At 63.6% G+C, this 13,675-nt stretch carries 10 protein-coding genes; 5 read left to right on the forward strand and 5 right to left on the reverse strand.

Annotated elements, in window-relative coordinates; translation table 11 throughout:
- The first annotated feature begins 569 nt into the window (after positions 1–569).
- The 5 genes from SB753_RS12895 to SB753_RS12915 all read left to right on the forward strand — a co-directional run bounded on the left by SB753_RS12895 (position 570) and on the right by SB753_RS12915 (position 7,570).
- Positions 570–3,902: an Rne/Rng family ribonuclease gene (locus SB753_RS12895; protein WP_410800362.1), complete on the forward strand. Its 3,333-nt coding sequence runs from the start codon at positions 570–572 to the stop codon at positions 3,900–3,902.
- Positions 3,903–4,096: 194 nt separating this feature from the next.
- Positions 4,097–5,206 carry a GTP 3',8-cyclase MoaA gene (gene moaA, locus SB753_RS12900; RefSeq protein WP_020069375.1) on the forward strand — a complete coding sequence of 370 codons (1,110 nt, stop codon included), beginning with the start codon at positions 4,097–4,099 and terminating at the stop codon, positions 5,204–5,206.
- A gap of 8 nt (positions 5,207–5,214) precedes the next feature.
- On the forward strand, positions 5,215–5,853 hold the full coding sequence (gene mobA, locus SB753_RS12905; protein ID WP_410800363.1) for a molybdenum cofactor guanylyltransferase MobA: 639 nt from the start codon (positions 5,215–5,217) through the stop codon (positions 5,851–5,853).
- A 59-nt stretch (positions 5,854–5,912) separates the two neighbouring features.
- Positions 5,913–7,214 (forward strand): gephyrin-like molybdotransferase Glp, encoded by a 1,302-nt coding sequence (gene glp, locus SB753_RS12910; protein ID WP_410800364.1) that lies wholly within the window; start codon positions 5,913–5,915, stop codon positions 7,212–7,214.
- A gap of 80 nt (positions 7,215–7,294) precedes the next feature.
- Positions 7,295–7,570 carry a hypothetical protein gene (locus tag SB753_RS12915; RefSeq protein ID WP_006053283.1) on the forward strand — a complete coding sequence of 92 codons (276 nt, stop codon included), beginning with the start codon at positions 7,295–7,297 and terminating at the stop codon, positions 7,568–7,570.
- Positions 7,571–7,688: 118 nt separating this feature from the next.
- Here the strand turns inward: SB753_RS12915 and SB753_RS12920 are convergent, their stop codons facing one another.
- The 5 genes from SB753_RS12920 to pncB all read right to left on the reverse strand — a co-directional run bounded on the left by SB753_RS12920 (position 7,689) and on the right by pncB (position 13,672).
- On the reverse strand, positions 7,689–9,137 hold the full coding sequence (locus SB753_RS12920) for a DNA recombination protein RmuC (protein ID WP_410800365.1): 1,449 nt from the start codon (positions 9,135–9,137) through the stop codon (positions 7,689–7,691).
- Complete coding sequence (locus SB753_RS12925) at positions 9,134–10,123, reverse strand: 2-hydroxyacid dehydrogenase (protein ID WP_410800366.1); 990 nt, start codon at positions 10,121–10,123, stop codon at positions 9,134–9,136. The genes SB753_RS12920 and SB753_RS12925 overlap by 4 nt, the downstream gene beginning before the upstream one ends.
- Positions 10,124–10,177: 54 nt before the next feature.
- On the reverse strand, positions 10,178–11,578 hold the full coding sequence (locus tag SB753_RS12930; protein ID WP_410800522.1) for a sodium:proton antiporter: 1,401 nt from the start codon (positions 11,576–11,578) through the stop codon (positions 10,178–10,180).
- 107 nt (positions 11,579–11,685) lie between these two features.
- Positions 11,686–12,348, reverse strand: a complete 663-nt coding sequence (locus SB753_RS12935) for a LutC/YkgG family protein (protein WP_410800367.1) — start codon at positions 12,346–12,348, stop codon at positions 11,686–11,688.
- A gap of 127 nt (positions 12,349–12,475) precedes the next feature.
- A complete protein-coding gene (gene pncB, locus SB753_RS12940) occupies positions 12,476–13,672 on the reverse strand; it encodes a nicotinate phosphoribosyltransferase (protein ID WP_020069368.1) in 1,197 nt (398 codons plus the stop codon).
- Between the last annotated feature and the right edge of the window lie 3 nt (positions 13,673–13,675).

Here is a 13,675-nt window from a genome sequence, read left to right on the forward strand (position 1 = left end):
GCAGGGACGGCGCCCACAGGCGCGTTCGGTCAAGGTCGGCTTCGACGGTAACGGAATTTTGGTAAAAAAGAATTTAACTCCCAGCTTCGGTATCGGGCGTCTTACGTCCTGCTGTACGAAGCTGCGAGTTGCGAAAATACGGCGTGCGCCCATGGCGTCTTGTAGAAAGTACAAGACTTGGCGACGTCAAAATGAGGCGAGACACCCCCAGCAGGAAAAGACGCGCCGCTTGCGCGAACTTCCCGTTGCGGCACGACCGCAGCCTTCGACCCTCCGGTCACGCGCCCAGTTGGCGCACCGGCGAGAGGGGACGAAAGGCTTATGAAGGTCTGCCGGCAGAACCCGCGGCGTGTCGGGTCGTTATTTGAAGCCGTGTTCGCATGTGCCCTGCGGCACCGCGCTCCTTCTTTATGGAGCCGGGCCCTCTCAGGCAATTCTCCCGCCATTTTTCCCGCTCCAGCGTGCTTGTGAAAACACAATAAGGCGCGGCATGCCGCTGCCCGCTTCGCGCTCGCGACTGACAACCGCGAAGGCGACGCGCGCCGGCCGAGCCGCACTGGAGCCGTTCCATGAAACGCATGTTGTTCAATGCGACGCAGCAGGAAGAACTGCGCGTTGCCATCGTCGATGGGCAAAAACTCATCGACATCGACATCGAAACCGCCGGGCGCGAACAGCGCAAAGGCAATATTTACAAGGGCATCATTACCCGCATCGAGCCGTCGCTCGAAGCCTGTTTCGTCAACTACGGCGAAGACCGCCACGGTTTCCTGCCGTTCAAGGAAGTCGCCCGCCAGTATTTCCGCGACGGCGTCGACATGCGCTCCGCGCGCATTCAGGACGCACTCAAGGAAGGTCAGGAACTGATCGTCCAGGTCGAAAAGGAAGAGCGCGGCAATAAGGGCGCAGCCCTCACCACCTTCATCTCCCTCGCCGGCCGCTATCTCGTTCTGATGCCGAACAACCCGCGCGGCGGCGGCGTATCGCGCCGGATCGAAGGCGACGACCGCCAGGAACTGCGCGAAACCATGGCGCAGCTGCAGTTGCCGGAAGGCATGAGCATCATCGCGCGCACGGCCGGCATTGGCCGCAGCGCCGAAGAGCTGCAGTGGGACCTGAACTACCTGATGCAACTGTGGCGCGCGATCGAAGCCGCGTCGCAAAGCGGTTCGAGCGGCCAGCCGATGCTGATCTATCTCGAATCGAGCCTCGTGATTCGCGCGATCCGCGACTATTTCCAGCCGGACATCGGCGAAATTCTGATCGACACCACCGAGATTCATGACCAGGCACGCGCCTTCATGGACATCGTGATGCCGGACAATGTCAGCAAGGTGAAGCGCTACCACGACGACGTGCCGCTCTTCTCCCGCTTCCAGATCGAACATCAGATCGAAACGGCGTACTCGCGTACGGTTCCGCTGCCGTCGGGCGGCGCGATCGTGATCGACCACACCGAAGCACTCGTCGCAATCGACGTGAACTCGGCCCGCGCCACGAAGGGCGCGGACATCGAGGAAACGGCCGCGCGCACCAACCTCGAAGCCGCCGACGAAGTCGCGCGCCAGTTGCGCCTGCGCGATCTGGGCGGCCTGATCGTGATCGACTTCATCGACATGGAGTCGGCCAAGAGCCAGCGCGAAGTCGAGCAACGCCTGAAAGACGCCCTCAAGCACGACCGTGCGCGCGTCCAGATGGGCAAAATCTCGCGCTTCGGCCTGATGGAACTGTCGCGTCAGCGTCTGCGTCCGGCCCTGTCGGAAGGCAGCCACGTGACGTGCCCGCGCTGTAACGGCACGGGCCACATCCGCGATACCGAATCGTCCGCGCTGCAAGTGCTGCGGATCATTCAGGAAGAAGCCATGAAGGAAAACACCGCGGCGATCCATTGCCAGGTGCCGGTCGAAGTGACCGCCTTCCTGCTGAACGAAAAGCGTTCGGAAATCAACAAGATCGAATCGCGCTTCAAGGTGAACGTCGTGCTGGTGCCGAACAAGCACCTGGATACGCCGCACTACAAGCTGGAACGTCTGCGTCACGACGACGCGCGCCTCGACGAACCGCGCGCTTCGTGGAAGATGGCCGAAGAAGCGGCCCGCGAGCTGGAGTCGGAAACCGGCTACAGCAAGCGGACCGAAGAAGTGAAGCCGAAGCAGGAAGCGGCGGTCAAGGGCATCACGCCCGAGAAGCCGGCTCCGAGCGCGCCGGTTCGACCGGTCGCAGCGCCGGCGCCCGTCGCTGTTACGCAGGCGAGCGGCGGCTTCATCGGCTGGCTGAAGAATCTGTTCGGCATGCAGCCGGCGGCGCCGACGCCCGTTGCGCCTGCGGCTACCGAAAAACCCGCCCGTCCGCAACAGCGTGGCGAGCGTTCGGAGCGCGGTGAGCGCACCGGCGAACGCGGCGGCGATCGCAACCGTAATCGTCGCAGTGGCGCGGGTGGTCGCGATGCGGCAGCCCGTGGCGAAGCGACGAACGGCGGCCGTCAAGGCCAGCAGCCTTCGCAGCGTCGCGAGGAACGCGAGCCGCGCGAAGGCCGCGAGGTGCGTGAAGCACGCGAAGGCCGTGAACCGCGCGAGGCTCGTGAACCTCGCGGCAACCGCGAAGCGCGTGAAGGCCGTGAACCCCGCGAGGCACGGGAACCGCGCGAAGGGCGTGACAACCGCGAGCGCGACAATCGCGGCGAGCGTGCTGAAACGGCCGAAGGCGCACAGCGTGGCGAGCGTCAGGAACGCGGCGAGCGCCGCGAACGTGGCGAACGTGGCGAACGCGCTGAGCGCGGCGAGCGCCGCAAGCCGCAGGCAGAAACCGCCGATGCGATGACCCAGGCCGAGGCGCAAACCGCGGAAGAACTGGCACTCGCGCAAAACCAGACGGCCGTTACTGACAACGCTGCGCCGGTCGATCAGGAAGCTGTGGCGCGTGACGGCGAAGAGCGTCGTCGTCGCCGTCGCGGCCGTCGCGGCGGTCGTCGTGAGCGTGAGGAAGATGTGAACGGCAACCTGGCGGCAGACGTCGCGGAAGCGGAAGGCGACAACGTCAACGTCAGCGACGACGCACCGGTGCGCACCGCGCATCAGCCGGTCCAATCGAAGCCCGAAGTGAGCGAAGCCCGGGAAGTGAAGGAAGTGGCGCCGGTGGAAGTCGTAGTTGCCGCCGTTGCAACCGAGACGGCTGTCGTCACGGAGCTCCACGCTGCAACCGAAACGCCGGCACTCGCTGTCGAAAAGGCAGCGAAGACGGAAACGGTCGTGCCGGTCGCCGAAGTGCCGGCTGCTCCGGCTGCCGTCGAGCCAGTCGTGCAAGCGCCTGTTGCACAAGCTGTGGCGCCGGTCGAACCGGCGCAGGCTGCACCGGCTGCGGCGGAGACGGTATCGCTCGTGGAACCGGTCGTTCGTGAAGAGGCTGCGGCTGTTGCGCCGGCGGCGGAAGCGCAAGCCGAGCAGGCTCACGTCGAACCTGCGAGCGCCGCTCCGGCGGAAGTGATCGCGGCCCCGGCCGCCGAGCCGGCACCGCAACCGCAAATCGTCGAACAGAAACCGGTCGTGGCAGCAGTCGCACCGGCTGCGGACTCAGCAGCGGTCGAGCCGGCGCCTGTCGCCGCCGCGCCGCAAGCCGCCGAAGCCGCCGAAGTCGCCGATGTGGCCGAAGCCACGCAGGCATCGCAAGCGCCGTCGGCGTCGCGCGCGTCGTTCAACGGCGGCGTCTCGGCTGAAGCCTTGAAGCCGGTGCTGGAGCAAGCCGGTCTTGTCTGGGTCAATACCGACGCCGACAAGCTGCGCGCAGCACAAGAAGCCGCCGCGCAAACGGTGAAACCGCCGCGCGTGGTGCGTGAGCGCAAGCCGTTGCCGCCGCTCGACACGGCACCGATGCAGCAAGTGGAAACCGGGAAGCATCCGCAGTAAGCTTGCAACCCGCTTCGAAAAGCCCGCCCTCACCGGCGGGCTTTTTGTTTTTTGCGCATGCGAATCGCATCACCCTCGCGAACTCCCTACCCTCCCCGTAAACCCCGACAGGGGTTGGCATCGCCCAGCAGTTTAAGGCATTTCCGATAGAATGAAGGAATCGCCTTATCCGTTTGGCACAACGCAAGTCACTCATGTCCCGACGCATCATCCCTGTTGCCGACCTCAGCGCGGCGCCGGTCATTTCCGGCCCGGTGCAGACGCCTAGCGGCGAACTGCACGATACGCTCGCGCGTCCGTTGCGAGACTTGCGCATTTCGGTGACGGACCGTTGCAACTTTCGCTGCGTCTACTGCATGCCGCGCGCCGTGTTCGACAAGGACTATGCATTCCTGCCGCACAGCGCGTTGTTGAGCTTCGAGGAAATCGAGCGGCTCGCGCGGCTTTTCGTCGCGCATGGCGTCGAAAAAATTCGCCTGACGGGCGGCGAGCCGCTGCTGCGCAAGAATCTCGAATTCCTGATCGAACGCCTCGCGCAACTCACTACGCCAGCAGGCCGGCCACTCGACCTGACGCTCACCACGAATGGCTCGCTGCTCGCCCGGAAGGCGCGCAGCCTCAAGGACGCAGGCCTCACCCGCGTAACCGTCAGCCTCGACGCGCTCGACGACATGCTGTTTCGCCGCATGAACGACGCCGATTTCGCGGTGGCCGACGTGCTCGACGGAATCGCCGCCGCGCACGCCGTCGGCCTCGCGCCGGTGAAGGTCAACATGGTCGTCAAGCGCGGTACGAATGACAGCGAAATCGTGCCGATGGCGCGCCATTTCAAAGGCTCGGGCGCCGTGCTGCGCTTCATCGAATACATGGACGTGGGCACGTCCAACGGTTGGAACATGACCGAAGTGCTGCCGTCGGCGGACGTGATCGCGCGCATCGACGAGCATTTCCCGCTTGCGCCGCTCGAAGCGCACAGTGCAGCCGAGACAGCGCAGCGCTGGGGCTATGCTGACGGCAGCGGCGAAATCGGCGTCATTTCCAGCGTGACCCGCGCGTTTTGTGCGAGCTGTACACGGGCGCGCCTTTCGACCGAGGGCAAGCTGTACCTGTGCCTGTTCGCATCGTCGGGCCACGACCTGCGCGCGTTGCTGCGCAGCGGGGCAACCGACGCCGAAATCGCAACTGCCGTCGCCGAAATCTGGCAAGGCCGCGGCGACCGCTATTCGCAATTGCGCGGCAGCAACGCGGCCGAAGCACGCGAGCAGGACGCACGGCGCGTCGAAATGTCGTACATCGGCGGCTGATCGCTGGGATGGGTCAAGCCGCGACGCCGACGCGCGAACAGATTACCGGCCTGCTGCTCGCGGGCGGCCGCGGTACACGAATGGGCGGCGCCGACAAAGGCTTGCAGACCTTGCACGGCGAGCTACTCGCCGGTCATGTGCTGAAGCGCCTTGCGCCGCAGACGGGCGCGCTGCTGATCAGCGCCAATCGCCACCCGGACGCTTACGCAGCACTCGGTGCACCGTTCGGCGCGGGGATTGTCGCCGACACGTTGCCTGAATTCCCAGGGCCATTGGCCGGTTTGCTGGCCGGTCTGCGCACTGCTCGCAGCGAATACCTGCTAAGCGCGCCGTGCGACACGCCCTGGCTCCCCGCCGACCTCGCCGCGCGCCTTGCGCAGGCCCTTGCTGCACACGCAGCCGACATCGCCACCGTTACAACCGTTGACGCCGACGGAAATCGCTCGCTTCACCCGGTTTTCGCGCTGCTGCGCACCGGTCTCGCCGACGACCTCGCCGCCTACCTGGCCGCCGGCGAGCGGAAGGTGCGCGCGTGGTACGCGCGCCACAAGACCGTGGAAGTCGTCTTTACCGACGAGCGTGCGTTTTACAATATCAATTCGTTACAAGAACTCGCCGACCTCGAGCGTGATCGGGGCCCCGGCTGAATCCCGCTCCGCCGCACGGCAAGCGCCACCTAGCCGCCAGCCGCGACGTCCAGCTCTTCATGACCACGCATAACGAATTTTCCCGCTGCGTCGCGCAGTACGATCCTCATGCGCTACCTGTCTCGGCTGCCCAGGCGATTACCCGCCAGTGGGCGACGCCGGTTACGGCCGTCGAACGCGTGGCCTTGCGCGACGCCCTCGACCGCGTGCTGGCCGCAGACATCGTTTCGCCGATCGACGTGCCGTCGCACGTCAATTCCGCAATGGACGGCTATGCGTTCAACGGCGCCGCATTGCGAAGCGGCGCGCAGGCGGTCGAACTGACCGTCGTCGGCAAAGCTTTGGCGGGACATCCGTTTGCTGGCCACGTCGGAGCAGCGCAATGCGTGCGCGTCATGACGGGCGCATGCGTTCCGGAAGGCTGCGACACCGTGGTGCCGCAGGAACTGGTCGAGCGCAATGCCGACTCCGCTTCGATCAGCTTTGCAGCCGACGCGGTCGAGGCAGGCGCAAACCGGCGGCTAGCCGGCGAGGACCTCGCTCGCGGCCACGTTGCGTTGCATGCGGGCCGCATTATTCGCGCATCCGACCTCGGCCTGCTGGCTTCGCTCGGCATCGGCGAAATCAATGTTCGGCGGCGCTTGCGCGTCGCATTCTTTTCCACTGGCGACGAACTGCGCTCTCTGGGCGAGCCGCTCGACCCGGGCGCGGTCTACGACAGCAACCGCTACACGCTCTTCGCCATGTTGCGGCGCCTGAACGTGGAAGCGCTGGACCTGGGCGTGATCCGTGACGAACCTGCCGCGCTCGAAGCCGCGCTGCGCAGCGCCGCGGAGAGTGCCGACGTGGTACTGACCTCCGGCGGCGTCTCAGTTGGCGAGGCGGATTTCACCAGGCAGTTGTTGCAGACATTCGGCGACGTCGCGTTCTGGAGCCTCGCCATGCGCCCGGGCCGCCCTCTCGCGTTTGGCCGCGTATGGTCCGGCGAGCGGCCGGGTCTTGGACGACCTGCGTTATTCTTCGGTCTGCCGGGCAATCCGGTGGCCGTGATGGTGACGTTCTATCAGATCGTGCGCGAAGTGCTGCTGCTCATGTCGGGCGCCGCGCCGCAGCCGCTGCCGCTGATTCACGCGGCGAGCGTGCGGCCAATCCGCAAACGCGCCGGACGCACGGAGTTCCAACGCGGCATAGCTTGCCAGGCCGCGAACGGCCAGTGGCAGGTCACGCCGACAGGCTCGCAAAGCTCCGGCGTATTGAGTTCGATGAGCGAGGCCAATTGTTTCATCGTGCTCGGCCATGAAGAAGGCGACATTGGCGAGGGCGAACGCGTCAGTATCATGCTGTTCCACGGCTTGATCTGACGTATCCGCCTCGTGGCGCTTTCATCCACGGTCATATTCAGCTTTACCCATTACCACTACGACATGCGGGTTTGACTTACATGAAAAAACAGATCTCGTTCATCGCACCGGGACAGACGGCCAAAGCACTTATCCTCGTCTATCTGACGTTCTCTGTACCGATCGTGCTGCTCGGCGTGCTCGTCGCGTTCGTGCGCTACGGTTCTGTCGAACTGAGCACGGTGTTCAGCGCGCTGCTGTTGAATGCGATTCTTGGCTTCATCCTGCTGTGGATTGCATGCCACGCATACAACTGGGTTGCGTCGCGATTCGGCGGCATCGAAATCCAGTTGACCGACGCACCTGAAGAAGCCTGATGCGTGCCCCGCTCCGCGCCACTGCCGCCGCGCTCGCGGACGCGGCAGGCGCGGACTGCTGACGCGCACGCGCCGCGCCAGCGTTACTGCTCATTGCTTGTTGCTCATTGCTTGCTGCTTACTGCTCGTCGGGATCGACGCCCGGCAACGCGCCGCCTATCAGACCACTCGCCTCCTCTCCGGGCAGCGCCTCGACATCGCGCAGTTTGCGATTCATCACGCGAGTGCGCGTCTCAGCGGCTTCAATAGAACGCGTGACTGTTTCGAGTTGCGCTTTGGTCTTTGCCAGCACGTCGCCGAACTTGCCGAACTCCGTCTTAACCGCGCCGAGCACTTGCCACACTTCACTTGAGCGCCGCTCGATGGCAAGCGTGCGAAAACCCATCTGCAAACTGTTGAGCAATGCAGTCAGCGTAGTGGGGCCCGCAATCGTCACGCGGTAATCGCGTTGCAGCAGATCTGACAAACCTGGCCGACGCAGCACTTCCGCGTAGAGACCCTCGGTGGGCAGGTACAGCAGCGCGAAATCGGTGGTGTGCGGCGGCGACACGTATTTTTCGGCGATGGCGCGTGCCTCTGCGCGAATCCTGGCTTCCAGGGCACGCGACGCTTCTTCCACTGCGGCGGGGTCGGCCCGCTCCTGCGCGTCGATGAGCCGCTCGTAGTCTTCGCGTGGAAACTTGGCGTCGATGGGCAGCCATACCGGAGTGGCCGCACCGCCCCCCTCCACCCGTCCAGGCAGGCGGATAGCGAACTCGACGCGATCCGCGCTCTTCGGCACGGTGGCCACGTTTTTGGCGTATTGGTCGGCGGTGAGCAGCTGTTCGAGCAACGCTTCGAGCTGCACTTCGCCCCACGTGCCGCGCGTTTTCACGTTCGTCAGAACCTTCTTCAGATCGCCGACGCCGGCCGCGAGCGTCTGCATTTCGCCCAGACCGCGATGTACCTGCTCGAGGCGGTCCGACACGAGCTTGAACGACTCGCCTAGCCGTTGTTCGAGCGTGGCGTGCAGTTTTTCGTCGACGGTACGGCGCATTTCTTCCAGCTTGCTGGCATTGTTCGCCTCGATGTCCTTCAGCCGCTGTTCGATGGTCGCGCGCACCTCAGCGAAGCGGCGATCGTTCACCTCCGTGAGTTGCCCAAGCTGCAGGCTGAGGGTATCGCCGAACTGCTTGAGCGAGCGTCCCTGTTCGTCACGCGCCTGCTGCGCCTGCTGCTGAAGGCTGTGACGCACCGCGTCCAGTTGCTGCGCGAATCCGTCGATCTTGCCGCCCTGCACAGTCGTCATGCTGCTGAATTGCGCCGCCAGCGTTTGCTGGAAATGCGCGAAGCCGCTGCTCTGCTCCGTACGCGACACGCGCGCGGTCTCGGTGATGTCATTGCGCAATTGCCGCTCGAGGCGCTCATAGGCATGTGCCTGCGCGTCGGCTGCGGTATCGATGCGATCGCTCAGCATTTCGAACTGCTCGTGCTCATTAGCGCGACCGTGGACTCGCATCAGCAAGACCACGGCAAGCACGAGCGCGACCGCCAGCACCGCGACGGCCGCGACAAGAATCATCGTCATGCACGCGCCCGGCCGATAACTTCGGCATTGATCGGATTGGGTGGCCGACCGGCGCGCGGACCTTCGCCAAGGCCGGCAATCAGATTGTCCGCGGCGAGATTGGCCATTGCACGGCGCGTCGCCTCGGTTGCGCTCGCAATATGCGGCGTCAACGCGATGTTCGGCACGCTCAGCAGATCGGGATTCAGATTCGGCTCGCCCTCGAAGACGTCGAGGCCGGCAGCGGCGATCTGCCCGGAGCGCAGCGCCTCGACGAGCGCTGCGTCGTCGACGATGCCGCCGCGCGCGATATTGGTCAGCGTCGCAGTGGGCTTCATCAGCGCGAGTTCGGCAGCGCCGATCGTGTGATGATTCTCCTTCGTATAGGGCAGCACGAGCACGACATGATCGGCGCGCCGCAGCAGGTCTTGCTTCGACACATATTCGGCATTCAGCTCGGCTTCGATCTCGGGCGCGACCCGGGAGCGGTTGTGATAAATGACCTGCATGTTGAAACCCTTCGCGCGCCGTGCGAGCGCCTGGCCGATCCGGCCCATGCCGATCACGCCCAGCGTGGAGCCGTGGATATCGCCACCGAGAAAGCCGTCGTACGCCCACTTCTGCCACTTGCCCGCGCGCAGCCAGTGCTCCGATTCCGCGATGCGCCGAGCCGCAGCCATCATCAGCGCCCAGCCAAAGTCCGCGGTCGACTCGTTCAACACGTCCGGCGTATTCGTGCCGAGCACGTTGGCTGCGTTGAACGCCGCCATGTCGAAGTTGTTGTAACCCACCGCCATATTCGACACCACGCGAAGGCGCGGCGCGGCCGCGAGAACCTCCGCGCCGACAGGATCGCCCGCGGTCAGTGCGCCGTCCTTGTCAACGAGACGGCGCTTCAGTTCTTCCGCGGACAGCACGTCGCCCTGGTTCCAGTCGACGTCGAAATACTGTTTGAGCCGTTCGATCACATCAGGAAAAATCGGACGGGCGACGAGGATCTTCTGCATTGCAATTCTCCTTATAGCGTGTCGAGTTCGACGGCCTCGGCTTCAGACTCGGTGTCAGAAAAACAGCCAACCGGTGACAAGAAAAAGCGGCAGCAGCACCGCACCGGACCACCCCAGATAAGCGAAAAAGCTCGGCATGCGAACACCGCGCGACTCTGCAATCGCCTTTACCATGAAGTTGGGCGCATTGCCGATATAACTGTTCGCGCCCATGAACACCGCGCCCGCCGAAATCGCCGCGAGCGTGGTGGCGCCGGTTGTCATGAGCGACGAAGCATCGCCGCCGGCCAGGTTGAAAAACACCAGGTACGTCGGCGCGTTGTCCAGAAACGAAGATAGCAGGCCCGTCGCCCAGAAGTACATCGCGTCGTGCGGTCGTCCTGCGGAATCGTTGACCAGATGAACCACGCCGGCAAACGCACCGGCTTCGCCCGCGCGCAGTATTGTGATGACCGGTGCAATCGTCACGAAGATGCCCGCGAACAACTTGGCCACCTCTTCGATTGGCGCCCAATTGAAGTCGTTGCCCTTGCGAGCCGCACGCGGCGTCAATGCGAGTGAAAGCAACATGACGACGACGAGCGCGACATCGCGTACGGCATTCTGTAAATCTACATGGGTTCCGAGCACATCGAAACTGACACCGGGTTTCCACAGCCCGCTCATCAGTACGAGCCCGACAACCGCGCCAAGTAGAAGGAAATTCACCTTGCCGTCGATGCCGAGCGGCGAGTCGGGCGTAGGGTCAAAAAAACGCGAACGCTCTTCTTCACGCTGATGGAAATAGTGCGAGTCGAGGAAATAGAACGCTGTTAGGAGCACACCGCAAACGAACAACATGGGCAGCGCGAGATGCGTGGTGGTCCAGAAAAAGTCGACGCCCTGCAGGAAGCCCAGGAAGAGCGGCGGGTCGCCCAGCGGCGACAGCGAGCCGCCCGCATTCGCGACCAGGAAAATGAAGAACACGACCACGTGCACCACATGCCGGCGATTGTCATTCGCGCGCAGCAACGGACGGATGAGCAGCATGGCCGCGCCAGTCGTGCCCATTACGCTCGCGAGCAACGTGCCGAGCGCGAGAATCGTTGTGTTCAGGCGCGGCGTACCGTGCAGATTGCCGCGCACGCAGATGCCGCCAGCAACCGTGTAAAGCGCAGTCAGCAGCACGATGAAGGGAATGTATTCTTCGAGCAACGCATGCACTAGCGTGCCTAACGCGATGCCCCAACCGAATGCAAGCGCGAACGGCACGAGAAACACCAGCGCCCACGCCGCCGCGATCTTGCCAAAATGGTGATGCCAGAATGTCGGTGCGACGAGAGGAAAGAGGGCAATGGAGAGCAGCATGCCCGCAAACGGCAATCCCCAGAGCGCGGAAAGCGAAGCGCCTTCGAGTGTGGCGGCGCAGGCCAGCTGGGGCCAGCTCGTCAGCGTCAGTGCAGCCACGAGCACCATGCACGTCGGCACGGCACGTCTAGTCATATGCTGGAGATCCTTTCTTGTTGAAATGACTTGAACACCGCGGCCAGTTACGCACGCGTGAAGACAAGCGTGGTTTTCACTCAGGCGCCGAGTACGACGATCACATGCACGCGATACGGCCCATGAGCGCCGAGCACGATGGTCTGTTCGATATCCCCGGTGCGCGAAGGTCCAGAGATGAAGTTGACCGCACGTGGAAGCTCGCCCCGCTCGCTGCGGATCAATGCGAATGCTTCTTCGTGTCCCGCCACGATGCGCGAAGCCGGCACGATTGCGATATGCGTTTCCGGCAGCAGACCGGCTGACGCATAAGTGTCCGGGCCGGACAGCAACACGAGCGAGCCCGTTTCGGCAGTCGCACAAAAGCAGCCGGTCAGGCCCACTACGTCACCGTCTTTCGGCTTGCGAAATTCAACTGTGAGGCCTGCGTCGTTCCAGCGCAGATCCTGCAGCGTGCCCCAGGCAATGGCTTGCAACGGCAACGCGTGATCTGCGAGATAGCGATGCGCCGCGGCCGGCACGTCGCTGAGCGACGCTACCGTGTCGACGGTGGTCGCCATTTTCTGCGCTTCTTCAATGAACCGCCCGGTCAGGTCCGCCGGCATATCCGGGCGCGGGCCAGACGGATGGCGCGCCAGATAGTCCGCCGCCGCTTCCCGCTCGGACGGGGACGGCTCCGGCTCCCGGCCTTGCGCCGCGCGGATGCGCGCCAGAATGTTGCGGCGGGCAATCGATGTGTCCATATGCGAAAGTCCTCGTGTCGATAGCCGTGCGATATGTCGGAATTATACCGGCCACCCTCCGCGCGAACACCCTGGCCGAACGGCATAGGAACACTTCAGACACGCGAAAACACGCGTGCAAAAGCCGTTAATTCGCGGACTCCTCCTCGGGCTGCGCGATGCCGAAAACCTGCCGTAGATACGCGAGATACGCCTTGTCCTCGCACATGTTCTTGCCCGGCGAATCGGACAGCTTCGCCACGGGCTGCCCGTTGCAGCGAACCATCTTGATCACGATCTGCAGCGGGTTATAGCCGAGGTCGTTGGTCAGATTCGTGCCCACGCCAAATGCGAGCTTGCAGCGTCCGCGGAAGCGCTCGTAGAGCTGCAGCACCTTGGGAATATCGAGCGCGTCAGAAAACACCAGGATCTTCGTGCGCGGATCGCAACGGTTCGCCTCGTAGTGCTGGAGCAGGCGCTCGCCCCAATCGAACGGGTCGCCCGAATCGTGGCGCGCGCCGTCGAACAGCTTGCAGAAGTACATGTCGAAGTCGCGCAGAAACGCCTGCATGCCATAAACATCCGACAGTGCAATGCCAAGGTCGCCGCGATATTCCTTCGCCCACATTTCGAAGCCGAAGATCTGCGAATCGCGCAGCCGCGGGCCGAGCGCCTGGCACGCCTGCAGATACTCGTGCGCCATGGTGCCGAGCGGCGTCAGGCTGTGCTTCATTGCGTAAAACACGTTGCTGGTGCCGGCGAACTGTTCGCCAAGGCCGTCTTTCAGCGTGAGGATCACTTCTTCGTGCCATTGCTTCGAAAAGCGGCGACGCGTGCCGTAGTCGGCAATCTTGCAGTCGGCAAATTCCGGCCGCGCGCCCAGAAGTTTCATCTTGTCGACCAGGCGCCCGCGGCCTTCGCTGTAGTCCGGTTCCTGCTGCGTATTGCGGAAGTAGACCTCGTTGACGATGGCGAGCATCGGGATCTCGAACAGGATCGTGTGTAGCCACGGACCTTTGATCTCAATGTCGATCTCGCCGTTGTTCTTCGGCGACGGCTCGATCGAAATGTACTTCTCGTTCAGATGAAAGAGCGCGAGGAACTCGATGAAGTCGCCCTTAATGAAGCGCATGCGCCGGAGGTAGTCGAGTTCCTCGTCGGTGAAGCGCAGCTGGCAGAGCTTGCGCACTTCGTCGCGTATCTCGCCGATGTAGGGCACGAGGTCGACGTTCGGCGTGCGGCAACGGAAGCGATACTCGACGTTGGCCGCGGGGAAGTGATGCAGAACCACCTGCATCATCGTGAACTTGTACAGATCGGTGTCGAGCAGCGAAGTAATAATCATGAT

The sequence above is a fragment of the Paraburkholderia sp. SIMBA_053 genome, from assembly GCF_046534895.1.
Lineage (GTDB): Bacteria > Pseudomonadota > Gammaproteobacteria > Burkholderiales > Burkholderiaceae > Paraburkholderia > Paraburkholderia caledonica.

Excerpts from the sequence above, each read along its gene's own strand:
- SB753_RS12895 (WP_410800362.1), top strand. The coding sequence starts at position 570 with ATGAAACGCATGTTGTTCAATGCGACGCAGCAGGAAGAACTGCGCGTT.
- moaA (WP_020069375.1), top strand. The coding sequence starts at position 4,097 with ATGTCCCGACGCATCATCCCTGTTGCCGACCTCAGCGCGGCGCCGGTC.
- mobA (WP_410800363.1), top strand. The coding sequence starts at position 5,215 with ATGGGTCAAGCCGCGACGCCGACGCGCGAACAGATTACCGGCCTGCTG.
- glp (WP_410800364.1), top strand. The coding sequence starts at position 5,913 with ATGACCACGCATAACGAATTTTCCCGCTGCGTCGCGCAGTACGATCCT.
- SB753_RS12915 (WP_006053283.1), top strand. The coding sequence starts at position 7,295 with ATGAAAAAACAGATCTCGTTCATCGCACCGGGACAGACGGCCAAAGCA.
- SB753_RS12920 (WP_410800365.1), bottom strand. The coding sequence starts at position 9,137 with ATGACGATGATTCTTGTCGCGGCCGTCGCGGTGCTGGCGGTCGCGCTC.
- SB753_RS12925 (WP_410800366.1), bottom strand. The coding sequence starts at position 10,123 with ATGCAGAAGATCCTCGTCGCCCGTCCGATTTTTCCTGATGTGATCGAA.
- SB753_RS12930 (WP_410800522.1), bottom strand. The coding sequence starts at position 11,578 with ATGGTGCTCGTGGCTGCACTGACGCTGACGAGCTGGCCCCAGCTGGCC.
- SB753_RS12935 (WP_410800367.1), bottom strand. The coding sequence starts at position 12,348 with ATGGACACATCGATTGCCCGCCGCAACATTCTGGCGCGCATCCGCGCG.
- pncB (WP_020069368.1), bottom strand. The coding sequence starts at position 13,672 with ATGATTATTACTTCGCTGCTCGACACCGATCTGTACAAGTTCACGATG.